At 64.2% G+C, this 25,973-nt stretch carries 25 protein-coding genes and 1 pseudogene; 8 read left to right on the top strand and 18 right to left on the bottom strand.

All coding sequences use genetic code 11. The features are described 5' to 3' along the window. Both IC50_RS35205 and IC50_RS35200 read left to right on the top strand, forming a co-directional pair. A pseudogene (locus IC50_RS35205) lies at positions 1-216 on the top strand (efflux transporter periplasmic adaptor subunit); the annotation flags it as partial. 157 nt (positions 217-373) lie between these two features. After that, entirely contained in the window at positions 374-3,562 is a 3,189-nt protein-coding gene (locus IC50_RS35200; protein ID WP_035715938.1) for an efflux RND transporter permease subunit, read from the top strand. Position 3,563: 1 nt separating this feature from the next. On the opposite strand, the gene IC50_RS35195 is transcribed toward IC50_RS35200, so the two are convergent. The 5 genes from IC50_RS35195 to IC50_RS35175 form a co-directional block, all read right to left on the bottom strand. Next, positions 3,564-4,016, bottom strand: a complete 453-nt coding sequence (locus tag IC50_RS35195) for a MaoC family dehydratase (protein ID WP_035715942.1) — start codon at positions 4,014-4,016, stop codon at positions 3,564-3,566. 394 nt (positions 4,017-4,410) lie between these two features. Further along, positions 4,411-4,833, bottom strand: a complete 423-nt coding sequence (locus IC50_RS35190; protein ID WP_035715936.1) for a hypothetical protein — start codon at positions 4,831-4,833, stop codon at positions 4,411-4,413. A gap of 12 nt (positions 4,834-4,845) precedes the next feature. Continuing rightward, on the bottom strand, positions 4,846-5,067 hold the full coding sequence (locus IC50_RS35185; RefSeq protein ID WP_007592399.1) for a hypothetical protein: 222 nt from the start codon (positions 5,065-5,067) through the stop codon (positions 4,846-4,848). A 222-nt stretch (positions 5,068-5,289) separates the two neighbouring features. Next, entirely contained in the window at positions 5,290-6,105 is an 816-nt protein-coding gene (locus IC50_RS35180; RefSeq protein ID WP_035715934.1) for a lytic murein transglycosylase, read from the bottom strand. 38 nt (positions 6,106-6,143) lie between these two features. Beyond that, positions 6,144-7,997, bottom strand: a complete 1,854-nt coding sequence (locus IC50_RS35175) for a flavin-containing monooxygenase (RefSeq protein ID WP_035715930.1) — start codon at positions 7,995-7,997, stop codon at positions 6,144-6,146. Positions 7,998-8,182: 185 nt separating this feature from the next. Here IC50_RS35175 and IC50_RS35170 point away from each other — a divergent pair, with 185 nt between their 5' ends. Further along, the gene (locus IC50_RS35170) at positions 8,183-9,394 is read left to right on the top strand and encodes an acyl-CoA dehydrogenase family protein (protein WP_035715928.1); all 1,212 of its coding nucleotides are present in this window, start codon (positions 8,183-8,185) and stop codon (positions 9,392-9,394) included. A gap of 205 nt (positions 9,395-9,599) precedes the next feature. On the opposite strand, the gene IC50_RS35165 is transcribed toward IC50_RS35170, so the two are convergent. Together IC50_RS35165 and IC50_RS35160 are read right to left on the bottom strand one after the other, a co-directional pair. Then, entirely contained in the window at positions 9,600-10,508 is a 909-nt protein-coding gene (locus IC50_RS35165) for an amino acid ABC transporter substrate-binding protein (RefSeq protein ID WP_035715925.1), read from the bottom strand. A gap of 178 nt (positions 10,509-10,686) precedes the next feature. Further along, on the bottom strand, positions 10,687-11,106 hold the full coding sequence (locus tag IC50_RS35160; protein ID WP_035715923.1) for a nuclear transport factor 2 family protein: 420 nt from the start codon (positions 11,104-11,106) through the stop codon (positions 10,687-10,689). A gap of 143 nt (positions 11,107-11,249) precedes the next feature. Here IC50_RS35160 and IC50_RS35155 point away from each other — a divergent pair, with 143 nt between their 5' ends. Next, positions 11,250-12,491, top strand: a complete 1,242-nt coding sequence (locus IC50_RS35155; protein WP_035715921.1) for an amidohydrolase family protein — start codon at positions 11,250-11,252, stop codon at positions 12,489-12,491. A 201-nt stretch (positions 12,492-12,692) separates the two neighbouring features. Further along, positions 12,693-13,013 carry a hypothetical protein gene (locus tag IC50_RS35150; RefSeq protein WP_035715918.1) on the top strand — a complete coding sequence of 107 codons (321 nt, stop codon included), beginning with the start codon at positions 12,693-12,695 and terminating at the stop codon, positions 13,011-13,013. On the opposite strand, the gene IC50_RS35145 is transcribed toward IC50_RS35150, so the two are convergent. The 6 genes from IC50_RS35145 to IC50_RS35120 all read right to left on the bottom strand — a co-directional run bounded on the left by IC50_RS35145 (position 13,014) and on the right by IC50_RS35120 (position 17,962). Further along, positions 13,014-13,937, bottom strand: a complete 924-nt coding sequence (locus IC50_RS35145; RefSeq protein ID WP_035715916.1) for a DUF1932 domain-containing protein — start codon at positions 13,935-13,937, stop codon at positions 13,014-13,016. Then, positions 13,937-14,806, bottom strand: coding sequence for an ABC transporter substrate-binding protein (locus tag IC50_RS35140; RefSeq protein WP_035715913.1), 870 nt, complete (start codon positions 14,804-14,806; stop codon positions 13,937-13,939). The genes IC50_RS35145 and IC50_RS35140 overlap by 1 nt, the downstream gene beginning before the upstream one ends. Positions 14,807-14,890: 84 nt before the next feature. Continuing rightward, complete coding sequence (locus IC50_RS35135) at positions 14,891-15,574, bottom strand: 4-carboxy-4-hydroxy-2-oxoadipate aldolase/oxaloacetate decarboxylase (protein WP_035715911.1); 684 nt, start codon at positions 15,572-15,574, stop codon at positions 14,891-14,893. Beyond that, positions 15,571-16,284 carry a PIG-L deacetylase family protein gene (locus IC50_RS35130; RefSeq protein ID WP_035715909.1) on the bottom strand — a complete coding sequence of 238 codons (714 nt, stop codon included), beginning with the start codon at positions 16,282-16,284 and terminating at the stop codon, positions 15,571-15,573. Before IC50_RS35130 ends, IC50_RS35135 begins: the two co-directional genes overlap by 4 nt. A 52-nt stretch (positions 16,285-16,336) precedes the next feature. Continuing rightward, positions 16,337-17,221 carry an amidohydrolase family protein gene (locus IC50_RS35125; protein ID WP_035715907.1) on the bottom strand — a complete coding sequence of 295 codons (885 nt, stop codon included), beginning with the start codon at positions 17,219-17,221 and terminating at the stop codon, positions 16,337-16,339. A 30-nt stretch (positions 17,222-17,251) separates the two neighbouring features. Next, on the bottom strand, positions 17,252-17,962 hold the full coding sequence (locus IC50_RS35120; RefSeq protein WP_035715905.1) for a TetR/AcrR family transcriptional regulator: 711 nt from the start codon (positions 17,960-17,962) through the stop codon (positions 17,252-17,254). Between the two features lie 118 nt (positions 17,963-18,080). On the opposite strand from IC50_RS35120, the gene IC50_RS35115 reads away from it, so the two are divergent. Then, complete coding sequence (locus IC50_RS35115) at positions 18,081-19,058, top strand: tripartite tricarboxylate transporter substrate binding protein (protein WP_035715904.1); 978 nt, start codon at positions 18,081-18,083, stop codon at positions 19,056-19,058. Positions 19,059-19,126: 68 nt separating this feature from the next. Here IC50_RS35115 and IC50_RS35110 read toward each other — a convergent pair whose 3' ends face one another. Further along, a complete protein-coding gene (locus IC50_RS35110) occupies positions 19,127-20,269 on the bottom strand; it encodes a mechanosensitive ion channel family protein (protein WP_035715902.1) in 1,143 nt (380 codons plus the stop codon). A gap of 123 nt (positions 20,270-20,392) precedes the next feature. Here IC50_RS35110 and IC50_RS35105 point away from each other — a divergent pair, with 123 nt between their 5' ends. Further along, on the top strand, positions 20,393-21,643 hold the full coding sequence (locus IC50_RS35105) for a DUF763 domain-containing protein (protein ID WP_035715899.1): 1,251 nt from the start codon (positions 20,393-20,395) through the stop codon (positions 21,641-21,643). A gap of 36 nt (positions 21,644-21,679) precedes the next feature. Here IC50_RS35105 and IC50_RS35100 read toward each other — a convergent pair whose 3' ends face one another. The 4 genes from IC50_RS35100 to IC50_RS35085 all read right to left on the bottom strand — a co-directional run bounded on the left by IC50_RS35100 (position 21,680) and on the right by IC50_RS35085 (position 24,577). Beyond that, positions 21,680-21,916, bottom strand: coding sequence for a hypothetical protein (locus IC50_RS35100; RefSeq protein WP_035715940.1), 237 nt, complete (start codon positions 21,914-21,916; stop codon positions 21,680-21,682). 94 nt (positions 21,917-22,010) lie between these two features. Beyond that, entirely contained in the window at positions 22,011-23,279 is a 1,269-nt protein-coding gene (locus tag IC50_RS35095; RefSeq protein WP_035715898.1) for a cytochrome P450, read from the bottom strand. Between the two features lie 91 nt (positions 23,280-23,370). Then, complete coding sequence (locus IC50_RS35090) at positions 23,371-23,697, bottom strand: hypothetical protein (protein ID WP_035715897.1); 327 nt, start codon at positions 23,695-23,697, stop codon at positions 23,371-23,373. A gap of 106 nt (positions 23,698-23,803) precedes the next feature. Continuing rightward, positions 23,804-24,577 carry a ferredoxin--NADP reductase gene (locus tag IC50_RS35085; RefSeq protein WP_035715896.1) on the bottom strand — a complete coding sequence of 258 codons (774 nt, stop codon included), beginning with the start codon at positions 24,575-24,577 and terminating at the stop codon, positions 23,804-23,806. 157 nt (positions 24,578-24,734) lie between these two features. Between IC50_RS35085 and IC50_RS35080 the strand changes: the two genes are divergently transcribed. After that, positions 24,735-25,931, top strand: coding sequence for an amidohydrolase family protein (locus IC50_RS35080; protein ID WP_035715895.1), 1,197 nt, complete (start codon positions 24,735-24,737; stop codon positions 25,929-25,931). Positions 25,932-25,973: the final 42 nt, after the last annotated feature.

The following is a 25,973-nucleotide window of genomic DNA, read 5'->3' as shown; positions in this document are numbered from 1 at the left end:
GCCAGCCGCGCCGTCTACCGGCCGGTCACGCTCGGCGGCGCGGTCGATGGGCTTCGCATCGTCACCTCGGGCCTGAAGTCCGGCGACCGCATTGTCGTCAACGGCCTCCAGCGCGTGCGTCCCGGTGCCCTGCTCAAGACGGAAGTGGCGGCCATGGGCGCGCGCGGACCGCGGCAGGCCTCCAACCACGGCAACCAGGACGTGGTGCAACGCTGACGTCATTCCGGGGCGCGCGTAAGCGCGAACCCGGAATCTAGAAGTTACAAGACTCCGATTACTTCATCTCTGGATTCCGGGTTCGCGCGCAAGGCGCGCCCCGGAATGACGGGGAATCGGTCGGAGATCGGGAAGTTGTTGCCCAGGGGCAAAGCCAATGAATCTCTCGAAATTCTTCATCGATCGTCCGATCTTCGCCGGCGTGCTGTCGGTGCTGATCTTCCTCGCCGGCCTGATCTCGCTGTTCGCGATGCCGATCTCGGAATACCCGGACGTGGTGCCGCCCTCCGTCGTGGTGCGCGCGACCTATCCCGGTGCCAATCCCAAAGTGATCGCGGAGACGGTGGCGACCCCGATCGAGGAGCAGATCAACGGCGTCGAGAACATGCTGTACATGTCGAGCCAGGCGACCACCGACGGCGCGATGACGCTGACGGTGACGTTCCGCCTCGGCACCGACCCTGACAAGGCAACGCAGCTGGTGCAGAACCGCGTGCAGCAGGCCGAGCCGCGCCTGCCGGCCGTGGTGCGCCAGCTCGGCATCATCACCAAGAAGTCGTCGCCCGACCTCACCATGGTCGTTCACTTGCTGTCGCCGAACGGCCGCTACGACATGACGTATCTGCGCAACTATGCCGTGCTCAACGTCAAGGACCGGCTGGCGCGGATCGACGGCGTCGGCGACGTCCAGCTTTATGGCGCCGGCGACTATTCGATGCGGGTCTGGGTCGATCCGCAGAAGGCGGCCGAGCACGGCCTGACTGCGAGCGACATCGTGCGGGCGATCCAGGCGCAGAATGTCGAGGCCGCCGCCGGCGTGGTCGGCTCCTCCCCGAACGTCAGGGGTATCGATCTGCAGCTCTCCGTCAACGCGGAAGGCCGGCTCGCGAACGAGGAGCAGTTCGGCGACATCGTGGTCAAGACCGGCACACGCGGCGAAGTCGTGCGGCTGCGCGACGTCGCGCGCATCGAGCTCGGGGCCTCCGAATACGGCCTGCGCTCGCTGCTGGACAACAAGCAGGCGGTGGCGATCCCGATCTTCCAGGCGCCCGGCTCCAACGCGCTGCAGATTTCCGACAACGTCCGCGCCACCATGGCCGAGATCAAGAAGAACATGCCCGAGGGCGTGTCCTACCAGATCGTTTACGACCCCACCCAGTTCGTGCGCTCCTCGATCGAAGCCGTCATCCACACGCTGCTGGAGGCCATCGCCCTCGTCGTGCTGGTGGTGATCCTGTTCCTGCAGACCTGGCGCGCCTCGATCATCCCTCTGTTGGCCGTGCCTGTGTCGATCGTCGGCACCTTCGCGGTGATGCATGTGTTCGGCTTCTCCATCAACGCGCTCAGCCTGTTCGGCCTCGTTCTCGCGATCGGCATCGTCGTCGACGACGCCATCGTCGTGGTCGAGAACGTCGAGCGCAACATCGAGGGCGGGCTGTCGCCGCGTGACGCCACCTATCAGGCGATGCGCGAGGTGTCGGGTCCGATCATCGCAATCGCCATGGTGCTGATCGCGGTGTTCGTGCCGCTCGCCTTCATCTCCGGCCTCACCGGGCAATTCTACAAGCAGTTCGCGCTGACGATCGCGATCTCGACCGTGATCTCGGCCGTCAACTCGCTGACGCTGTCGCCGGCGCTGTCGGCGCTGCTGCTCAAGGGCCACGACGAACCCAAGGACAGGCTGACGCTGGTCATGGAAAAGAGCCTTGGCTGGTTCTTCCGCGGCTTCAACAAGGCCTTCACGCGCTCCTCGGAAAATTACAGCGGCACCGTCACCAAGGTGATCTCGGGCAAGGCCGCGGTGATGGGTCTCTACGTGGTCCTGGTCGGCCTCACCGCACTCCTGTTCCAGCAGGTGCCGAGTGGCTTCGTGCCGGGCCAGGACAAGCAATATCTGGTCGGCTTCGCCCGCCTGCCCGACGGGGCGACGCTCGACCGCACCGAGGAGGTGATCCGCAAGATGAGCGACATCGCCCTGACCCAACCCGGTGTCGAGAGCTCGGTCGCCTTCCCCGGCCTGTCGATCTCGGGCTTCACCAACTCGTCCAACGCCGGCATCGTGTTCTCGACACTGAAGCCGTTCGACGAACGCAAGGATCCCTCGCTCAGCGGTCCCGCGATCGCGGCCGAGTTGAACAAGAAATATGCCGGGATCCAGGAAGCCTTCATCGCCATGTTCCCGCCGCCGCCGGTCAACGGCCTCGGCACCATCGGCGGCTTCAAGCTGCAGATCGAGGACCGTGCCGGTCTGGGCTATGACGCCCTGAACGAGGCGACGAACGCCTTCATGGCGGCGATGCAGAAAGCACCCGAGATCGCCGGCGTGTTCTCGAGCTTCCAGGTCAACGTGCCCCAGCTCTTCGCCGACATCGACCGCACCAAGGCGCTCCAGCTGGGCGTGCCCGTGACCGAGGTGTTCAACACGCTGCAGATTTACCTGGGCTCCTATTACGTCAACGACTTCAACAAGTTCGGCCGCACCTATTCCGTCCGGGTTCAGGCCGACGCGCCGTTCCGCGCGCGCGCCGACGACATCAGGCAATTGAAGGTGCGCTCGTCCTCCGGCGACATGGTGCCGTTGTCGGCGCTGCTCAAGATCCGCCAGAGCGCGGGTCCGGAGCGCGCGATCCGCTATAACGGCTTCCTGTCCTCCGACATCAACGCGGCAGCCGCGCCGGGTTTTTCGTCGGGCCAGGCGCAGGAGGCGGCGACGCGGATCGCCGCGGAGGTGCTGCCGCCCGGCTTTGCCTTCGAATGGACCGACCTGACTTATCAGGAGTTCATCGCCGGCAATTCCGGCATCTGGGTGTTCCCGCTGGCGATCCTCCTGGTGTTCCTGGTGCTGGCCGCGCTCTATGAGAGCCTGACCCTGCCGCTCTCGATCATCATGATCGTACCGATGGGCCTGTTGGCTGCAATGTTCGGCGTCTGGATCTCGAAGGGCGACAACAACGTCTTCACCCAGATCGGCTTGATCGTGCTGGTCGGTCTCTCCGCCAAGAACGCGATCCTGATCGTCGAATTCGCGCGCGAGCTCGAATTCGCCGGGCGCACGCCGATCCGGGCCGCGATCGAGGCAAGCCGCTTGAGGCTCCGCCCGATCCTGATGACCTCGATGGCGTTCATCATGGGCGTGCTGCCGCTGGTGCTCTCGACCGGCGCGGGCTCGGAGATGCGGCGCGCGATGGGCGTTGCCGTGTTCTCCGGCATGATCGGCGTCACCGTGTTCGGCCTGTTCCTGACGCCCGTATTCTATGTGCTGCTGCGGACCGTCACCGGCATGAAGCCGTTGACGCATCACGGCAGCGACGCCAGCGCGGCGCCGGTTCAGGGGCTCGCCGAATGAGTCAACGAGAGTCCCGCCGCGGCACGATTGCGATCGGAGTGAAGGTGTAAACCTCCTCGCCCTTCTGGTTGAACATGGTCCATTTCACCAGCGCGATACCCTGCGGCTTCGACTTGGACGGCGTCAGGCTCATGACCTCGCCGACCAGATGCAGACGGTCGTTGGGCCGCACCGGAATGGTCCAGCGCAGCCCATCGACACCGGCGCCGATCAGCGGATGCGGGCCGAACGGGCGGGTCTGGATTGCGAGGTTCATGGCGATCGCCGCGGTGTGCCATCCCGAGGCGGCAAGCCCGTTGAACAGGGTCGTCTTGGCGGCCTCGTGGTCGAGATGCATCGGCTGCGGATCGAACTCGGCGGCGAAGCGCTTGATGTCGGCCTCGGTGACCAGAACTTCGGGGGACTTGAACCGCATTCCGACGGTGAGATCGTCGAACCACTCGACCTGCGCCATGATTTTGCCTCGCAATGTGATGCGCCGCTGCCAAAGAGACGGCTCAACGGCCTTGAGCGACAGCGGCATATAGCGGGCCCGCAGCGCGCAAACCAGCGCGGGGTTCCGCGCGAAACTCCTTTCCCGATGCGACGAAACACGCCTGAAACAGATGGCCGGTTAGATGGTTGTCAAAATAAATACAGGGACGGCCACCATGCAATTGATCCTCGACCTGATCTACGATTTTTCCTGCTGCCAGAACCTCGTTGCCCAGCCGCCACGGGAGGACGAGCAATGATTGAGCTGATCTCGGCGCTGCTCGCCCTGTGCAGTATCGGAGTCTTCGCTGCGCATGCGCTGGACGCCTACCGCTCCACGCATTTCTGACCGCCTCGCCTCACCGTTCCCGGCGCTAGAAGGGCCGCCGGTAGAAATGCTCGGAATGCGTAGCCGGCGGAAACCGGTTTGCGAGCGCAAGCGCCCCCCTCTCGTCCGTTTCGAGAGCGATCTTCTGCGCCAGCATCACGTCGCCTGGCACCAGGAAGCCTGACGGAACGAAGCACCACCCCATCGTCGCATGCCCTTCGCCGTCGATCTCGTGGACATTGGCGGCTGTGCCGTAGTGAATGCGGTAGATTCTGCCGGTGTCGCAACCGACGACATCGAAATACCGGTGCTGCTCGAACTGCGCGCGCTGCGCCGGCGACAACCATTCGGCCAGAAGCCGGCGGCCGCGCGCATCCGGCGTGTTCTCGCCAAAGAAGCGGCGATAGAGTTCACGCAGCGCATGCAAACGCGCACGCGCCGGCGCGCGGAGCCAAACTGCCGCGATCATGGACAGCTCAGATCAACCGCCGACCAGGCGGGGATAGAACAGCGTTTCCTGCGCGGTCGGGTCGAACGACCGGATCCGGGTGACTTCGCCGGGCCCGGTTCGAAGAGCGGCGGTGAAGCCGGCTCCGGTGAGCTCCCGAAAGCGCCGTTCGGCTCGCGCCAGCGCTTCGGCATTGCCAGGATCAAACTCGTGGCGTGTGTCGCCAGTCTGGTCCATCACGATCTGGGTAGCCATGTTGAGTCTCCTCATGCCCAGCCCTGAACTTGATCAAAGCAAACCTCGTGCCGTCGGTTCCGAATGGCAACAACTTTCTCGCGCCGGCGCATCACGGCTTGCTGAGCAGCTTAAGGCGCGATGAGATCGTCGTCGCGCTTTAGGTTATTGTTTAAGCGTAATCTTTTCGGAAAACCGCTGCACACTTTTCGCCAACGCGGCCGTTCGGGTCCCGATCATGTTCTAGCGCGATGCCGCAGCGCCGCCCTCGTCGATCTGCCGGCCCATCAGCGCGATTGCCTTCTGGTAAACGCCTGCGGCATTCCAGGCCTCGATGGCAGCGAAATTCGGCTCGCCCGGCTGGTATCCGGCTCCCGCGCGCCAACCATGGGCCTTGAGGAAGTTCGCCGTCGAGTTCAGCGCATTCGCTGCGACTTCGAGATTGCCGGTACCGTAGGCCAGAATGTTCTTGGGCATGAACTGGGTCTGGCCGACCTCGCCATGCATGGAGCCGCGGGTTGCCCCCGACAGCGTACCCCGGTCGATCAGCTTCAAGGCTGCATAGAGCTGGTCGGTGAAAAATTCGGGCCGGCGGCAGTCATAGGCAAGGGTCGCGATCGATGACAGCATGTTCTGGTTGCCGCGCTGGCTGCCGAAGCCGGTCTCCATGCCCCAGATCGCAATCAAGGGTCCGGGCGGGACGCCATAGCGCTGCTGGATCGAAGCGAACAAGGCGGCCTGCGACTGCTTGAGCTGCCGTCCCCTGGCGACGATGGTGGTGGCGCCGCGCTTGGCCAGGAACTGGTCGAGCGTCAGCGAGAAGCTGCGCTGGCCGCGGTCGGCCGCGATGGTGGCGCTGGCATAGTTGGTCTGCATCAGCGCCGAGAGCGCGGTGGGACCGATACCCTTGCCCTGCGCCTCCGCGCTGAACTCGCGCTTCCAGGCCTCGAAGCCGGCGGGCGAGCTGCCGCATTGCGCGGCCTCGGCGGAGGGTGCCAGCCAACCGAGCAGCGTCATTGCGCCAAAAACCGCTCCCGCAACAGCCCTGCCCCTGATCATACCCAGTCTCCTGTCCTGCACCGTTCGGCGGCGCAATCTTACCCGGTGGAAAGCGCCGACTCCATGGCGTGATCATAGGACAATTCGAGACCTCCCAGATTCCCCTCCTTGCGCCATTTCTCGAGCAGCCGCAGGAATGCCACCGGCCCGCGCCAATATTGGCTGTTTCTCGCCGCGATCGGATCGAATACGCCTTCGTTGTTGTAGTAGCCCGGCGTGCATTCGGCGAGATAGGTCTGCCGGCCGAGCGCGGCCTTGACGACCTCGTCGACCCAGGCGTTCTCGGCGGCGAGCGTGGGCTCCAGGGTCCGCGCTTTGCGCTCGCGGGCCTCCTTGATGACATAGGCGATGTGCTGCGATTGCTCGTCGATGATGTGCGGAAAATTGGCGCTCTGTCCGGCCTGCACCGTGACGATCAGGAAGCAGTTCGGGAAGCCGCGGCTGTAGAAGCCGTGCAGCGTCTTGACGCCGTCGCGCCAGCGCTGGGACAGGCTCATGTCGTCGCGGCCATAGACCTCGAAGCCCATGCGGCGCGCGTAGTCGGTGCCGACCTCGAAACCGCTGGCATAGATCAGGCAGTCGAGCTCGTAGGCCCTGCCGTCGACGATGACGGCATTCTCCGTGATGCGCTCCACGCCCTGCCCTCCGGTATCCACGAGATGCACGTTGGGGCGATTGAAGGTGTCGAGATATTCGTCGTGGAAGCACGGTCGCTTGCAGAATGCCTTGTACCAGGGCTTGAGCGCTGCCGCGGTCGCCTGGTCCTTGACCACCGCGTCGACGCGGGCGCGGATCTCCTCCATCTTGCGGTAGTCGGCCTGCTCGATCAGCTTCAGCGCCTCTTCCATCGAGGTCACCGGCTGCGTCTGCCGGCGCGGCGCCAGCAGGATCTCGCCGAGCAGGCCGGTCCAGCCGTCCTGCACCAGATCCTGCTCGAACGGCTCGCCTGAAATCACGGCCGTGAAATTGTCCATGCGTTCGCGCTGCCAGCCCGGCTCGAGGCTCTGCGCCCAGGCCTGATCCGTCGGACGGTCGTCGCGCACGCCGATCGCAGACGGCGTGCGCTGGAAGACATAGAGCTGCTTCGCCGAACGGCCGAGATGCGGCACGCATTGCACGGCGGTGGCGCCGGTGCCGATGATGCCGACGCGCCTGTCGGCGAGACCGGTCAGACCACCGTCCGCATTGCCGCCGGTGTAGCCGTAATCCCAGCGACTGGTATGAAAGCTGTGGCCTTTGAACGTCTCGATGCCGGGAATGCCCGGCAGCTTCGGACGGCTCAGCGGACCGCCGGCAAGAATGACGAAGCGCGCGCGGATGCGATCGCCCCGATCGGTCTCGACCAGCCAGCGCGCCTCCTGCTCCTGCCACGTCATCCGCGAGATGACGGTCTGGAACAACGCGCGCTCGTAGAGCCCGAAATGATGGCCGATACGCCGTGAATGCTGGTAGATCTCCGGCGCCCGGGCGTATTTGCGCACCGGCATGTAGCCGGTCTCTTCCAGCAGCGGCAGATAGATATAGCTCTCGGTATCGCAGGCGGCACCGGGATAGCGATTCCAGTACCAGGTGCCGCCGAAGTCGGCGGCCTTTTCCACGATACGAAAATCATCGATGCCGGTCTCGCGCAACCGCGCGCCACACAACAGACCGCCGAAGCCGCCGCCAACGATGAGCACTTCGGTCGCTTCGCTGACAGCTGCCCGCGAAAATCCCGGATCGGCCCAGGGGTCGTCGAGGTAGCGGCCGAATTCGCCTGTGACCTCGACATATTGCGCCTTGCCCTCGGCGCGCAGACGACGGTCGCGCTCGTCGCGATAGCGGGCACGGAGAGCGGAAACCTCGATAGTAGATGCGCCGGTCGTACCGGACTTGTGTCTTTCCGCTGACATCCATCTCCTCCAGGGCGAACGCTGCTTCGCCGGCAGCTCACCTCACGTTAGCCCCGAAAAAGCGCCGCGTGCAATCACGCCAGCCGTTTTTTGCGTGAACGCCGCGTGACCTTCCGCTAACCTCGCGCGCAAGACACAAGCTCGCGCCACGCAACGACGTCGCCCTTCGATCCAGGAGACGAAAGATGCTCTACCCGATGTCGCCCAAAGTCGCCGAGCTCAAGCGCAAGCTCGAAAGCTTCATGGACCGGCACATCTACCCGAACGAGGAACGCTTCTATCGCGAGGCCGAAGAGCTCGGGCCGTGGAAGGTCTATCCAATCGTCGAGGAGCTGAAGCCGCTGGCGCGCGCCGAGCGGCTCTGGAATCTGTTCTTGCCCGAAAGTAGTCACGGCGCCGGTCTTTCCAATCTCGAATATGCCCCGCTCTGCGAGGTGATGGGACGCTCGCACCTCGCGCCCGAGGTGTTCAACTGCTCGGCGCCCGACACCGGCAACATGGAGGTGCTGGAGCGCTACGGCTCGGAGAAAGACAAGGAGCGCTGGCTGAAGCCGCTGCTCGCCGGCGAGATCCGCTCCTGCTTCGCCATGACCGAGCCGGCGGTCGCATCATCCGATGCGACCAACATCGAGAGCTCCATCGTGCGCGACGGCGATCATTACGTCATCAACGGCCGCAAATGGTACACGACGAACGCGACGGACCCGCGCTGCAAGATCTGCATCTTCATGGGCAAGACCGATCCTGACAATCCCGATCGCCACAAGCAGCAATCCATGATCCTCGTGCCGATGGACACGCCCGGCATCGAGGTGAAACGTCCCCTGCCCGTGTTCGGTTTCTATGGCGTGCCCGACCGCGCCTCCGAAGTCGTTTTCACCAATGTGCGCGTGCCAAAGGAAAACATGCTGCTCGGCGAGGGCCGCGGCTTCGAGATCGCGCAGGGGCGCCTCGGCCCCGGCCGCATCCATCACTGCATGCGCCTGATCGGCCTTGCCGAACGCACGCTGGAGAAGATGTGCCGACGCGCACGCAGCCGGGTTGCCTTCGGCAAGCCGGTCTCGGAGCAGACGGTGACGCAGGAGCGCATTGCAGAAGCTCGCATCATGATCGAGCAGGCCCGGCTGCTGACGCTGAATGCGGCCCAGGCGATGGACACGGTCGGCAACAAGGTGGCGAAGGCCGAGATCGCCATGATCAAGGTCGCCGTGCCCAACATGGCCTGCCAGATCATCGACTGGGCAATTCAGGCCCATGGCGGCGGCGGGACCTCGAACGATTTCGGTTTGACCCAAGCCTACGCCACCGCGCGCTTGCTGCGTCTCGCCGACGGGCCGGACGAGGTTCACCGCAACCAGATCGCGCGGCTCGAGCTGAAGAAGTATTCGAACGCTTAGAGCATGATCCGGAAAAGTGCGCAGCGGTTTTCCGAAAAGATCATGCTTAAACAACAACCTAAAGCGCGATGACGATTCATCCTAATCGCATCGCGCTTTAGAAGAAGCGCCCGTTCGTGAGGCGTCGGATGAGGGGTTCTCCTCCCCCGCAAGACCGCTCGTGAGGATAGAGACCTCTCACCCGAGTGAGTTCGGCTCCCTCGCCTCAGTTCACTCCGTAGGCATCAGGATCGGCGCTCGAGCTCGGCTTCTTGAAGGCGTTGCGCAAGGCCGGCGACATCGGAACATTGTAGTTGAGGCCATTCGGCGGCGTCGGCGATTGCAGCCACTTCTTGTAGAGCACCTCGATCTCAGGGCTTGCATAGAGCTCCGCGGTTGCGCGATCGGCCAGCGCCTTGAATGGCGCATCCTCGCGCCGCAGCATGATGCCGTACGGCTCCGGCTTCGAGAACGCCTCCTCGCTGATCATGTACGCTTGCGGCTTCTTCGACCGCGCGATGGCGACGGCGAGCTGCACGTCGTCGAGCGCGTAGGCCTGGGCGCGGTCGGTTTCCAGCAACAGGAAGGCCTCGGCCTGGTCCTTGGCAGGCATCAGATTGATGCCGAGATTGCGCTCGGTGTTGACCTTGGCAAGCTGCGTCAGGTTGACCGAGCCGGCGACCGCCGTGACCGCCTTGCCCTTGAGATCGTCGATGGTGTTGATCCTGGCGGCCTTCTTCGCCGCGAACCGCGTCGCGCTGAGGAAATGCGTGTTGGTGAAGGCGACCTGCTTCTGGCGATCGGCATTGTTGGTGGTCGCCGAGCAATGCAGGTCGAGCGTGCCATTGACCATCAAGGGAATCCGGTTCGACGAGGTCACGGCGAGAGTGTCGACGGCGATGTCGGGCATGCCAAGCTGCTTCTTCACGGCGTCGACGATCCTGAGGCAGATGTCCATGGCAAAGCCGACCGGCTTCTGGTCGCCGTCCAGATAGCTGAACGGGACCGAGGCCTCCTGATAGCCCAGAGTAATCTTCTTGGTCTCCTTGACCTTCTGGAGCGTGCCCGACAGGTCTTCGGCCGAGGCTGCGCCTGCAAGACATGTCAGGGCCAGGACAATGGTGGGTAGGCGCATCGGCTGCTCCTAAAACGGGGCTGGCGCCTCCATGCCGGGCGCAATTGCGGGGGTTGATAGCGCAGGCCTGCTCCAGCCGCCAGACATGCGCGCGCCTATCAGCTATCGCAGCTTTCGATAAGACCAGCGGCAGCTCCTTTCCGCCGAAGCAGCGCCACCCGGAACGGCGAGATGGCTCTTACGCGTCGACGCCGCGCTGGACCAGGATCCGTTCGGCACTGTCGTTCCAGACGTCCATCCTGGTGATCTTGCCATTGCGCACCACGAAGCGGTCGACGTAACGGTTCCCCTCGAACGGAGTTCCATCCTTCCATTCGCCATAGAGCGTGCCGACGCTGTAAACCACGGTCTCGCCGTCCCCGGGGCAGACATCGAACCGGTCCATCTTCTTCTTGACCCAGCGGTAGCGCTTGGCGTTGAAGGCGGTTGGGCCACGCGGATGATCGAACGTGCGCCCGCCGGTAAAGGTGATCACGGTGCCGGGCGCCATATAGGCCGCCGCGGCGTCGGGATCGGGAATCATCGATGCCGCAAGATAGGCTTCCACGATCGCGGCGTCGGACAACGGAGCGGTTTCGGCTCTTGCGGCAACGGACATGGCTGGTTCTCCCGGATTCGCCGAATACTATCGTCACTCGCACGGAAGCCATGCATATATTTTGAACATCTGCCTCGCTACACTGCCGACAATCTGGAGCCGCCGACCCCGGTTGATTGCTCTAAATTCCGTCCGCAAGAGCCATGACCATCCAGACAGTCTTCGACCTGATCTTCCGTAACGCGCTGCTGCGATCATCCGCCGCCCCCGTCGACATCGGCGTCGCCCGCGGCCGGATTGCCGCGATCGAGCCGAGGCTGGCTTGCGAGGCTCCCGAGGTCGCCATCGGCGGGCACCTCGTCCTGCCTGGCTTCGTCGACAGCCATATCCATCTCGACAAGGCCTGCCTGCTCGACCGGTGCGGACATGATCACGGCAGCCTCGGCCAAGCGATCCGGGCCGTATCGGCGATGAAGCGCGATTTCACCATCGAGGACGTCCATGCGCGCGGCGCCAAGGTGCTCGAACTCGCCGTCATGCACGGCACGACACACATGCGCACGCACGTTGAAATTGATCCGCGGATCGGCCTGCGCAGCTTTGAGGCGATGAAGGCGCTGAAGCTCGACTATGCCTGGGCGATCGACCTGTCGCTCTGCGTCTTCCCGCAGGAAGGCCTGACCAACGACCCCGGAGCCGAGGAGCTGCTGATCCAGGCGCTGCGTGATGGCGGCGACGTGATCGGCGGCTGTCCCTATACCGACACCGACCCGAACGCCCATCTCGCGCGCATCTTCGATCTCGCGCAAGAATTCGACGTCGACGTCGATCTCCATCTCGATTTCGACCTCGACCCCTCCTGGTGTCATCTCGACGAAGTCTGCCGGCAGACCGAGCGGCGCAACTATCAGGGACGGGTCGCGGTCGGCCATGCGACAAAGCTCTCCGCACTGCCGCCGGAACGTATGAAGGCTGCTACCGCGCAACTGGCAAGGGCCGGCGTCGCCGTCACCGTGCTGCCCGCGACCGATCTCTATCTGATGGGGCGCGAAGCCACCCACAACGCGCCACGCGGGCTGACGCTCGCCCACAAGCTTGCGGGCGACGGCGTCGTGTGCTCGGTCGCGACCAACAACGTGCTCAATCCCTTCACGCCGTTCGGCGATGCCTCGCTGCTGCGAATGGCCAATTTCTACGCCAATGTCGCGCACGCCTCGGTGAGCGATTTCGACACCTGCCTCGATCTCGTGACCGAGCTGCCGGCCCGGCTGATGAACCTCGGTGACTACGGCATCAAGGTCGGCAATCCTGCCGATCTCGTCGTGCTCGATACGCAAGACAGCCGCTTCGCCATCGCAGAGCTGCCGGACATCATGATGGGCTTCAAGCGCGGCCGGCGGACGTTTGAGCGGCAGCGGCCCACCCTGTTCAGTCCCAAGAGCTAATAAGGTCGAGACGCCTTGCCAACGGTAAGATTGTCGGGAAACCTTGCCTGGCCGTGGAGCCACTTCAGTTCGATTCTGCCGGTTTGAACTCGCCGGGTCCGGTAGAATCCCGGACCGTAGTCCAACGTGTTGCGAGGCCGGCTGCGCCGACCATTATTGCGACCTGCACTGACCATCTGCGTTCAATGGGGAAGTATGGGTATGTTCAGCGCATTCAGCAGCATCGATCATCATTCCGTCCGGTCTCGAACACCCACCGATACGGCGCTGAAGCGGCTTGACGGCATCGGCCACGTTCTCTCGGGTCTCGACATCTCGGCGATCCGGACGCAGGACGACGTCAATCGTACGCTCTGGACGCTCGATGCCGCCAGCAAATGCGTTCGCGCCGTGCTGGCGGAATTCCGCACGCAACCGGCCACGGAACAGCTCGTCCGCAAATCTCGCAATCTGATCGACCTGATCGAACGCGCTCGCGACGAGGTCGTGAGCTTTCAAGCCCGCGGCGCGGCCTCGAGCTGACTACTTTGCGCGATTGATCTTCGCGAGGATCCGGTCCGCCTCGGTACGCCAGTCAGCACTGCGGGCGAACTCCTTCGTGCCCCTGGCGCCGAACAGCCCTTCATCGGCGAGATCAGCCACCCAGGCCTGCCGCTCGGCCGTGCCTTGCGCCGACCACGGCGTCAGTCCCGCCTCGCGCACGGTCTCGGCGACCTCACGCACCTCCTCGGCGCGGCGACGGCCGTGCTCGATCACGCGCTGGAAGACATAGGCGCCCTGCTTCTCCCAATCGATGCCCGGGAACGTCTCCGCAAGCGAGGCCAGCACGGCATCCTCGACGCCACAGGCGCGCGCGGTGGTGAAGCTTTCGATGACCATGGCCTCCAGCCCCTTGATCATGATGCTGCGGCACATCTTCACCGCGGAGGACACTCCGAGCTTGTCGCTCGCAACCTTCGCCGCAAAGCCGATCGCGTTCAACAGCGGCTCCAGCTCCCTCGCGCCGGGGCCGCCGAGCAGCAGCGGCACCTTGATGCGGTAGGGCGGCACCGAGGTCATCACCGCGCCCTCGACATAGCGGCCGGCGGCGCCGTCGATCAGTGCAGCGGCGCGCTGCTTGGCGCCGGGAGAGGCCGAATTGAAATCGAGGAACCAGGTGCCCTGATTGATCGCCGCCGCACACGCCTTTGCAACCGGAACGGCCTGGCTCGCCGTGACGGCCGAGATGATGAAATCGGATTTCGCGGTCAGCTCGGCATGAGAGGCAGCGAGCGTCACGGCGAATTTCGCCGCATGCTCCTTCAGCGGCGCGCCCTGCTCGCCGCCGAGCTTGATGTCATAGGCGAAGACCTTGATGTCCCGCTGGCGCAGATCCTCGGCCAGTATCCTGCCGACCTCGCCATAGCCGACCAGCCCGATCTGCCAGCGCCTGGGATCACCTGCCATCAGTTCAATCCTCGTGTCGTCTCGTCGAACAGCTCCTCGACCGCATAGCGACGGGGGATCAGCGCCTGCTGGAATGCGTAGTCGATGATCAGCTCGAGCGGTTTCCTGTTGGCCTCGATCCCGAACGGAACAAGGTCGGGCGTTGCCGCAGGCCCTACCCGCTCCTTGTTCCGCCTGAGCAGATCATAGACGCCAGTAACGACATCGGGGCGTGATTTCGCGAGCTGCTCGGTCACGACCACGAAATGGTTGACCGGCACGACGCCGCGGCGGGCGTACCATTTGGCAGCTTCCGCAGCCGGATCAGGGAATAGCGGCTTCAGCTTGGGATTGTCAGAGGTCTCGCCCAGCACGGCATCGAGCTCGCCATCGAGCAGCATCTGGAGGATCTTCTTGTCCTTCGGCGCGCGCTCGGTGGTGTCGACATATTCGGCGACATGCGGATCCTCGAACGTCACCCATTTGATCTTGTCGAGGTTCACGCCGCAATCGTTGGCGAGGATGCCCCTGATCCAGGCGCCCGTCGTGGTCGTGAAGGAACGGATGCCGACGCGCTTGCCTTCGAGATCGGACGGACCGAGCGTTCCCTGCGCGGGATTGTACAACGCATAGGAATGCTGGAAGCGGCCCAGCATGGTCGCCGGCAGCAGCACCAGTGGCTTGCCGTGCGCCTTCGCCATCAGATAGGTGACGATCGCCATCTCGCAGACGTCGAAGGCGTGCTCACGCACCATCGGTTTGAATGCCGTGTTGGTCGGCGTGTACTCGAGGAAGTCGAGGTCAAAGCGGTCGGAGCGGAGCTCGCCGCTCTTCACCGCCTGGACATGGGGATGACTGCCGAGCACGGCCTTCAGCTTGAGACGATCCATCCGCCCGCTCCGCTTCTCTAGAGCATGATCCGGAAAAGTGTGCAGCGGTTTTCCGAAAAGATCATGCTCAAACAATATTGCCGCTCAGACGTCCTCGGGATTATCGACATAAACGAGGCCGGCCTTCGCCAGTGCCTCGCGCATGCCATACATGTCGAGACCGAGCTCGCCGGAGGCGAGCCGCTTGCGCTTGCCGCCCTCGTCCGCGTTGCGCTTCTTTGCCTTCTCGGCCACCTCGGCCGCATGGGGCTTCGGCACCACCACCACGCCGTCGTCATCGGCCACGATGATATCGCCGGGATCGACATTGACGCCGGCGCAGACCACGGGAACGTTGACCGAGCCGAGCGTGGCCTTGACCGTGCCCTTTGCGGAAACGGCGCGCGACCACACCGGAAACTTCATCTCATGCAGCGCTTTGACGTCGCGGCAGCCGGCATCGATGATCAGCCCCTGCACGCCGCGCGCCTTTAGCGAGGTCGCGAGCAATTCGCCGAACATGCCGTCCGTGTTGTCGCTGGTGCAGCCGACGACGAGGATGTCGCCTTTCCTGCACTGCTCGACGGCGACATGGATCATCCAATTGTCGCCGGGCTGCGCCAGCACGGTAACCGCGGGCCCCGCAATCGCCGCGCCCGCCCAGACCGGACGCAGGTAAGACTTCATCAGGCCGATGCGGCCATAGGCCTCGTGCACGGTGGAGACGCCGTACTCAGCCATCCCGGCGGGGTCGGCACGCTTGATGTTGCGAACGACGACCGGCTTCATGCCAGCACCTCCTCGACCGTCGGGAACAGGCGCTGATAGGCCTCACCATAGGTCATGGGCACACCGGTGTTGCGGCTGCCCTGGATGCCGCGGTTGAGCGCGACGCGCTCGTAATAGCCCCAGAGATGTTTTTGCGCGGCCAGGATCTGGAACGCCTCGTATTTCTCCTTCCAGACATCGTCGATCTTCAGGATCAGGTTCGGCTTGTAATTGCACTGCTCCGGCTGATGCGGCTCGAACAGGAACACCGGCGGCGCCGAATATTTGTACGACGCGCCCGGCTTGTGACCCATGGCCTGCGCCACGACGCGGGTCTCCTGCGCGAAATGCGCTGCGTTCGGATGGTCGAAATTATAGGGGTCTTCCAGCGCGTGCGTCAGCACGAAGCTCGGATTGAGCTCGCGGTAGATGTCGACCATGCGGTCGAAATGCGCTTCGGTCAGCTTGAGCGGATAGTCGCCGCAGTCGAAGAACTCGATCTCGGCACCCAACAGCCTGGCGGCGCGCTCCGCCTCGTCCTTGCGACCGGCCTTGACCGATTCCAGCGTCGCGCCCTTTTCCTTCCAGGCGAATTGACTCTCGCCGCGCTCGCCGAAGGACATGCAGACGATCTTCATGCGATAACCCTTCTTCGCATGCAGCGCGATGGCGCCGCCGGCGCGCCAGACGAAATCGCCCGGATGGGCGGTGATCACGAGACCTGCTTTCATGGGACGAACTCCCTTCTTTCATTTGTAGGCATCATATTGATCGGAGCCCCTTTCATAGGTCGAAGCCAAACAGGCGCGCGGGATTGTCGACCAGAATCTTCTGCTGAAACTCCGGCTCCGGCGCGAACAGCGGGATCAGATCGACGAGGTCGCCATCGTTCGGCATCACCTTGACGTTGGGATGCGGCCAGTCCGTACCCCAGATCACGCGGTCGGGCGCGGTCTCGACGATCTTTCGCGCGAACGGCACCGCATCGGCAAACGGCGAGCCAACCGAGGATACCCGCTCCGAGCCGCAGATCTTGACCCAGCACTTCTCGTCGCGCTGCATCAGCTCGATCAGGATCCTGAACGGCAGCTGATCCAGCCCGTCGGCAGCCTTCACCCGCCCCATATGGTCGATGGTGTAGCTCAGCGGGAGCTTTGTCAGCATGTCGGCGTATTCCGGCAGGTCGATCGCATCGAAGTGCAGATTGATGTGCCAGCCGAGCGGCGTGACCATCGCGACGATGCGGTCGAACACACGTCTGTCGGGCACGCCGCCGAGATGGCGCACGAAGTTGAAGCGGCAGCCCCGGAAACCGCCGTCGTGCAGCACGCGAAGCCCGCGTTCGGTGATGGTATCGTCGATATTGGCGACGGCACGGTAGGCGCCGTTGCTCTGCGCGATGGCATCCAGCGCCACCGTATTGTCGGTGCCGTGTACGCTGGCATTGACGATGACGGCGCGCTCGACGCCGAGCTTGGCGTGCAGCGCGCGAAAATCCTCGAGCGGCGCGTCCGGCGGCGTGTAGGAGCGATCCGGCGCATAAGGATATTTCGCTCCGGGCCCGAAGATGTGGCAATGCGCGTCGCAGGACAGTTTCGGCAGCTTGAACCCGGGCGTGCGTGTGTTCGGATCGGGCGGAGGAATGGTCGGCGTATACGTCATCGTCATCAGGTAAATCGCCGAAGAGAGACCGCTTCTTCAAGTCTTGCTGCTGACGACCGGCCGCCGCCGCGCCGGCACGGCCTCGTCAAGAGCCGGCGCCTGCAATGCGGCGACGGTGGCCTGCACCAACTGCTCGATGGCGCCTGCGGCATCGCTGCCGTCAGCCTCGCCGCGCGACAGGCGCGAGACGCGCTCCGGCGTCACCAGTGAATAATAGAGCGCGCCGAGCAGGAAATGGCTGCGCCAGACAATGTCGGTGCGCGGAATGTGCGGCAGACTCTCGTGGATCGCATCGATGAAGGCGTGGCTGGTGTCGTCAAAGGTCTGCGCGATGATTTTTCGCGCGACTTCATTGCCCTCCGCGGACATCACGGCGCGCAAGCGCGTGAAGCGCGCCCCGCCGCCGGCGAGATCGCTGCCCGAGGTGAAGGCCGGCACCACATAGGCCCGCACAATCGCCTCCAGCCGGTCCTGGAGATCGCGCACACGCCTGGCGGCGGCGAGCAGCTCGGAACGGCGCAGGTTCATCGGCCCGCAATGGCGCCGATAGATCTCCAGCAGCAGGCCGTCCTTGGTCTTGAAATGATAGGTGACGCTGCCGGGATTGGCCCCGGCGGCCTGCGCGATGTCGCGCACCGACACGGCATTGAAGCCGTTGGTGGCGAACAGTTCCTCGGCCGCGGCGAGGATCGCCTCGCGCATGTTCGGCTTGCGGGCCGGTTCCTTGCTGGTGGGCTTGCGTACCATGCGATTTGTACTATCGTACAAAAGATCAGGTCTCGTCAACAAGAACCGCGGGCGGCGTCCGCAACGGCCTGGAGACCGCCGGCAGGCGCGCCAATACCCTCAAGGAGTGCTGGGAAATATGTTGGACTTGAACAAGAAGATCGGCGGTTTGATGCTGGGTGCCGGTTTGCTGCTGGCGGGGAGCGTCGTGCAGGCAGAAAACTATCCTAGCAAACCGGTCCACATCCTGGTGCCCTATGCAGCAGGCGGAGCAGTCGACGTGCTCGCGCGCACGCTGGGCCAGGCGCTGGCGAAGACCTGGGGGCAGCAGCCCGTGATCGACAATCGTCCCGGCGCGGGCGGCATCGTCGCCTCGCAAACGCTGACCAAGTCCGCGCCTGACGGCTACACGCTGATCCTGGTCGCGAGCGGCCATCCGCTCAACCAGTTCATCTATCCAAGCGTCCCTTACGACACGTTCAAGGATTTCACCGCGATCACCGAGGTCGCTTCGTCCCCGCTCGCGATCGTGGTGGCCAAGGACAGCCCTTACAAGACGCTCGGCGATCTCCTCGCCGCCGCCAAGAAGGAGCCGGACAAGCTCTCCTACGGCATGTCCGGCAACGGCACCTCGGCGCATCTTGCAGGCGAGCTGCTGAAATACATGTCCGGCACCAAGATCGTCGCGATCCCCTACAAGGGCGGCGCCCCGGCGCTGACAGCCGTGATCGCCGGCGAGATCCCGCTCAGCATCAATCCGCTCGCCGAAGCGATCGGCCAGCTCGAGGGCGGCCCGGTGCGCGCACTCGCAGTGACCTCCGCCGAACGCTCCAAGGCGCTGCCGGATGTTCCGACCATCGCCGAGGCCGGCGTGCCCGGCTACGACGTCTCGGTCTGGTGGGGCGTTCTTGGACCGGCAAACATGCCGGCGGAGATTGTGTCCAAGCTCGAGGCCGATCTGAAGGCCGCGCTGCAGGATCCCGGCGTGCTATCGACGCTCGGCAAGATCGGCGCAGCGCCGGTCGGCTCCTCCGCCAAGGAGTTCGACGCCTACATGCACGCCGAGGCGACCAAATGGGAGCCGGTGCTGAAGGCCGCCAATATCCGCGCGCAGTGAGGTTCTGCGGCGCAAGCAAGGCAACGCACGAGTAGCAAGCCTCGGTCCGGCAGCAGGGCCCGTGCTGCTCAGCTATGGACCCTCGCCTGCATCTCCTGCGGCGACACAGGTCGCCGCAGGAAATCGGTATCATCGTCGCCCGACGGGATCAGGATCGCACGCGTGCGCGGCAGCGCCTCCGGCATCTCGTCGCGGATGAACGCGACGAGCTCTTCCCTGATCTCGCAGCGCAGATCCCACGATTGCGGCGCGTTCCGCGCGCTCACCAGTGCGCGAAGCTCGATGGTGTGCGAATCGGCATCGATGACCTGGAGATTGACCACCTTCCCGTCCCACAGCTTCGACTGCTTCACCGCCTGCTCCAGCCAGCTCCTGATGCGCGGGACGTCGGCACGATAGTCGACATGGAGCGCGATCACGCCGATGAGGGATGCGGTGTCGCGCGTCCAGTTCTGAAACGGCTTTTCGATGAAATAGGACAGCGGCACCACCATGCGGCGCCAATCCCACAGCCGGATCACGACATAGGTCGAGGCGATGTCCTCGACCCAGCCCCATTCGTTCTCGATGATTACGGCGTCCTCGATGCGGATCGGCTGAGTGATCGCGATCTGTAAACCCGCGATCAGATTACTCAGCAGCGGCCGGGCGGCAAGACCGACGATGATACCGGCCGCGCCGGCGGAGGCGAACAGGCTGACGCCATACTGCCTCACCGAGTCGAATGTCATCAATGCTGTCGACACAGTGATGACGACAATGATCGTGTCGGTGACGCGCTTGAAAACACGCACCTGCGTGACATGCTTGCGCGCGATGAAATTCTCGGTGACGTCGCGGAAATTCTGCAGATACCGCGCCGCGCTCATATCGACGATCCGGATCGAGATCCAGCCGACCAGGGCGATGAAAGCCACGACGAACAGGCGTGTCAGCGGGGTGCGGATCATGTCGTCGAGCGGTGCAAACGGCAGCACCAGCGCGACGGCAGCAAGGCAGAGCGCCATCTGCGCCGGTCCCGCCGTACGCTCGATGAACACGCTCAAGAGCGGAAGACGGGTTCCGAAGGCGCGGTTGAGCAGCCGGGCCGCGACCCGATAGACGAACAGGGCAACCAGGATCGCACCGGCAACCAGGCCGAGACCGATGAACCATGACGGTATCCAGCCAAGCATCCCGTCGATGTCGGCCATGAGAGCCTGCCAATCCATAACTTCCCCGTCGCTGCATTCAAGTCAGCGCTCAACGCGTTGGGGCCGGCTTCGCTCCCCCGGATCGTGCAACGCAGCATCCCACTGGTGCAACTGTCGTCGAATGCGCTAGCTTGGCCGCCAATGACTCGACGTACCGGCAGCGCCGATCTTCCTCTCCACACCGGGCGGGTTCCGCCGTGGCTTGCGAACCGCATGGCTTCGCTCGGCGCGATCGTCACGCAGGCGATCGTGCATCATTACGGCCGCGACGCGTTTCTTCAGCGCCTGTCGCATCCATTCTGGTTCCAGTCGTTCGGCGCCGTGATGGGGATGGACTGGCACTCTTCCGGAATCACCACCTCCGTGATCGGCGCGCTGAAGCGCGGGCTCGGACCGCTTCAGGACGAACTCGGGATTTATGTCTGTGGCGGCCGGGGTCAGCATTCGCGCAAGACGCCGGACGAGTTGCTGCAACTCGGCGACCGCGTCGGATTCGACGGCATCAAACTGACCCGCGCCAGCCGTCTGGTGGCCAAGGTCGACAGCGCCGCGGTCCAGGACGGATTCGACCTCTATCTCCACGGGTTCTTCGTTACCGCCGACGGCAAATGGACGGTGGTGCAGCAGGGCATGAATGGCGACAAGCGGCAGGCGCGACGCTATCACTGGCATTCCGAGGCGCTGAAGAGCTTTGTCGACATGCCACACAGCGCGATCGACGGCCCGCAGCAGGGCGAGATCGTCAATCTCACCGATCATCGCGCCGATATTTCTCGGATCGCGCAGCTCGATCTGCTGTCCGATCTCGGCCCGGATCGCATCGTCTTCGAATTCGAACGGCTCATCGGGACCGAGCCCGCGCCGGCACAGGGCACGCTGCCGCATCTGATCATGCCCGCACATCACGACGTCCGTCCCAAGGACGTGTTCGCGCGCCGCCTGCACGGCACGCTGGCAGCCGCAGCCGAGCGCGGCCCGGTCGATTTCCCGGAGCTGCTGCTGACGCCCGGCGTCGGCGCGCGCACTGTGCGCTCGCTCGCGATGGTCGCGGAGGTCGTGCACGGCGCGCCCTATCGCTTCGCCGACCCCGCGCGTTTCTCGCTCGCCCATGGCGGCAAGGACCGGCATCCCTACCCCGTTCCGATCAAGGTCTATGACGAGACCATCCGGGTGCTGAAGGGCGCGATCCACAACGCAAAGCTCGGACGCGAGGAAGAGATGCAGGCGATCAAGCGGCTCGACGACCAGGTGCGGCGGCTGGAGCGGATCGCGCGCGGCCCCTCGGTCGAGGCTTTCATCGCCGGTGAGCGTGCGGCCTCGCCTGATCTCGACGGCCGCTCCGTGTTCGGCTGGGAGCGTGATCCTGCGCCCACAAAAAAGCGGACCAGCTAAACCCCGGCCCGCAGGTTGGCGGGAGGAACGTCCCTTTCAGGTCTCTTCGGTCCCCGGCTCCTCCTCGAGCCGGTTGGCTGCGTGGTCCTGATATTGTTCGGTCTGGATGAATTTGCTGTCCATGCCGCGAATGTCCGAATGCTGCGCCTTGTCGCGGTTGGACAGGACCATGTTGTCGCCGATCTTCTCCTTGGGAATATCCGTCAGCGCTCCGTTGCCCGCACCCTTTCCGCGCGCGCCCGAACCGATATGCGTCTTGCCTCCGTGGGGCATGAATTGCTCCATCATTGTTGTCGGCAATTCGCCAACGCATGCAGCACCGGGTTTGTTTCGCGGTTGCATGAGGGAACCGCGCTCGCGCTCCCCCTCAGCTTGCGAGCAGTTGCTCCGGCTCGCGCGACTGCCGCCTCTCACCGCCATCGGCAATGACGGGCAGTTGCACGATCATGCGAATCCCGGGCCGCTTGCGCCAGTGGATCTCGGAGGGATCGACCGCAAGACCGAGCCGCGGCCAGCGCTTGAACAGGGCCTGGAGCGCACAAATCGCCTCAATCCGCGCGAGCTGATGCCCCAGGCAAAAATGGATCCCCGTGCCGAACGACATGTGGCGATTGGGCTTGCGCTCGAGATCGAGCCGTTCCGGCTGATCGTGCACCCCCGGATCCATGTTCGCTGCGGCGAGCATGACCATTACGCGGTCGCCCTTCTTCAAGCGCACGCCTTCGACCTCGACATCGTGCCGCACATAGCGCGGCTTGGAGAATTGCACCGGCGAGACGAAACGCAGGAACTCCTCGACCGCAAGCCCGGCGCGGCTCCAGTCCTGCTCCAGCCAGTCGCGAAGGCCCGGGTTCTTGAGCAGCTCGTAGACGGAACCGCTGATGAGATGCGTGGTGGTCTCCGATCCCGCCCCGAGCAACAGAAACACCATCGAAACCATTTCGTCCGGCGTGATCTGGCCGCCTTCGCGCTCGACCTGGATCAGCTCGGCAATCAGGCCCTCGCCGCCCTGCACGCGCGCGATCTGCAGCTGCCGTTCGAGGTAGGCGCGCATCTTTCGGAACGTGAACAGCAGGCGGAAGAAGCCGACGACGCTCGTCAGCGAGGACATCGCATTGGCCCAGGCGATGAATCTCGGACGATCGGCCGGAGGCAGGCCCAGCAGCTCGGAGATCACCGCAAGCGGCAGGATGCGCGCGTAGCGCTGGACGAGATCGGCCGGACTTCCCTCCGCGAACAGCTCGTTGGCGAGGCCGTCGGCGATGCCGCGGATGTGGGGTTCCATCGCGACGATGGCGCGGCGACGAAAAGCCTCGTCCACGATGCTGCGCAGCCGCGTGTGATCCGGCTCGTCCATCGTCAGCATGTTGTTGGCGATGGTCCTCACATATCTCGGCATCCGCCAGCGCAGACCCGCGACGTCGCCATCTTCCTTGCGCAGCGTGAAGGTTGCACTGTCCTTCAACACCTGCGCCGTGGCGTCATGCGTGGTGGTGATCCAGACGTCGCCGACCAGGGGAAAGCGCGACGCGACCACGGGGCCTTGCGCCCGCAACGCGGCGATGGCCTTGGGCGGATCACGAAAGAAAGCCTCGCTGGTAAAATCGAGGCGCGGAGCCGTGATATCACCGGACATTGGATCACCGGGATGGTTGGCAGCACGTCAACGAGATGGTGTGGGGCCGCGCCGGCGCAAGGGCAGGAACTCTTCCGCTCCTTGCGAGGAACTACCCGCGCCCCGGCGAGCGCTGACCGGTCTTGCGCTGCTGCTGGTTGGTATAGGAATCCCAATGGCTCCAGCTGCCGCTGCTGAGGCTCTGCAGATCGGTGCCGAGCGGCCGGCGCGTCCGCTTGTCGTGATCGGCGATCGCCCGTTCGGACTGCGCGATCTTCCGCTTGAGTTCCGCGATCGACTTCTGGGTCTGTCCATTCCGCTTCGACGAGGCGATCTCCCCCATCGTGAAGCGCGCGGTCTCCAGCGCCTTCAACTCGGTGCGGTTCTTCTTCAACTGAACCCGGTGCCAGGCGATGTTGCTGTCGCTGTCCGCAACCATGTGGGATCTCCGCTGATTCGCTCCCACAGTGTATCAAGCGCCGAATCGGCGCCGCAACGGGCCCCACGCGGCGAAAATGCGGTCTTATTGCGAAAGAAGGCTGCGTTCAGCGCTCGGCAAAGGCCTTTTCGACCACGAACTGGGCCGGCTCGCCGTGGTTGCCCTCGACGAAGCCGCGTTCGCCCAGGAGCACGCGGGTGTCCGCCACCAGCGCCGGGCTGCCGCAGATCATGACGCGATCCCGGGCGGCTTCCAGCACCGGCAGGCCGATATCGGTGAACAGCTTGCCTGACGTGATGAGGTCGGTGATACGGCCGCGGTTCCGGAAGGGATCGCGCGTCACGGTCGGGTAGTAGATCAGCTGATTGCGGATGTATTCGCCGAGCAGATCGTCCTTCGGCAGATGCTCGGTGATCATCTCGCCATAGGCGAGCTCCTTCACGTGCCGGCAGCCGTGCAGCAGCACCACCTTCTCGAACCGCTCGTAGGTCTCGGGGTCCTTGATCACGCTCAGGAACGGCGCGAGGCCGGTGCCGGTGCCGATGAGGTAGAGGTTGCGCCCCTCCTCCAGATTGTCGATCACGAGCGTGCCGGTCGCCTTGCGGCTGACGATGATCTCGTCGCCTTCCTTCAAATGCTGGAGGCGCGAGGTCAAGGGACCATCCGGCACCTTGATCGAGAAGAACTCCAGCGTGTCCTCGTAATTGGCGCTGGCGACGCTGTAGGCCCGCAGCAGCGGCTTCTCGCCGACCTTGAGCCCGATCATGGTGAATTCGCCGTTGCGGAAGCGGAAGGTCGGGCTGCGGGTGGTCTTGAAGGAGAACAGCGTGTCGGTCCAGTGATGGACGCTCAAAACGCTCTCCTGATTGAAATTGCTCATCTCACCCTTCCGTGTCGCTTGCTTGCGGTCCCGAGGCGGTCAGCTATGCGTCGTTTGTACACGATCATTCGTATACTAATGAATAATCCGGCTTGATCCCGCGGTCAAGGCTGCCCAAGATCGAAAGCGTCGCAACTGGAAACAAGGAGCCCCTTCCATGGCGCATGACGCACCCCAGGCCACCGGACCCTCGAAGCTCGTGATCCGGAACATCGGCCTGATCCTGTCCGGCGCCTTGGAAAAGCCGATCCTGGACGGCGACACCATCGTCGCCGAGAACGGCAAGATCACCGCGATCGGCCGCCTCAAGGACGTCAACACCGAAGGTGCGACCACCATCGTCGACGCCCAGGGCACCACGGTGGCGCCGGGCCTGATCGACAGCCACGTCCACCCTGTCGCCGGCGACTGGACGCCGCGCCAGAACCAGATCAACTGGATCGACAGCTACCTCCATGGCGGCGTCACCACCATGATCTCCGCCGGCGAAGTCCACATGCCCGGCCGTCCCCGCGACGTCGTCGGCCTCAAGGCCATGGCCGTGTTCGCCCAGCGCGCGTTCTGGACGCTGCGTCCCGGCGGGGTGAAGGTTCACGCCGGCGCGCCGGTGATCGAATGCGAGATGGTCGAGGAAGATTTCAAGGAGATGGCCGCCAACGGCGTCAAGCTGCTCGGCGAGGTCGGCCTCGGCGGCGTCAAGGACGGCCCGACCGCACGCAAGATGGTCGGCTGGGCACGCAAATACGGCATCCAGAGCACGATCCACACCGGCGGCCCCTCGATCCCCGGCTCCGGCCTGATCGACAAGGACGTGGTGCTGGAGGCCGACACCGACGTCGTCGGGCACATCAATGGCGGTCACACCGCGCTCCCCGACGACCAGATCCGCTGCATCTGCGAGGGCTGCAAGCGCGGCCTCGAGCTCGTGCACAATGGCAATGAGCGATCGGCCCTGTTCACGCTGCGCACCGCGCGCGAGATGGGCGACCTGCATCGCGTCATCCTCGGCACCGATGCGCCCGCCGGCTCTGGTGTGCAGCCGCTCGGCATTCTGCGCATGGTGTCGATGCTGTCCTCGCTCGGCGATCTGCCGGCCGAGCTCGCCTTCTGCCTTGCCACCGGCAACACCGCGCGGATGCGGCAGCTCGATTGCGGCCTGATCGAGGTCGGCCGCTCCGCCGACTTCGTCATCATGGACAAGGCGCAGCACTCGCCCGGAAAGAACATTCTGGAGAGCGTGCAGCTCGGCGACCTCCCCGGAATCGGCATGACCATCATCGACGGCATCGTGCGCACCCAGCGCAGCCGCAACACCCCGCCGGCCGGCAAGGTGCCGGAGGTGGTGGCGAAGTGACGGCATACTCCGCAGTTGTAGGGTGGGTTAGTCTTACTGAGT

Origin of the sequence: Bradyrhizobium genomosp. I (2014) (assembly GCF_000261685.1) — a bacterium.
GTDB lineage: Bacteria > Pseudomonadota > Alphaproteobacteria > Rhizobiales > Xanthobacteraceae > Bradyrhizobium.
The sequence above is the reverse complement of the archived record's forward strand: the minus strand, read 5'-3'. Positions and strand labels throughout refer to the sequence as shown.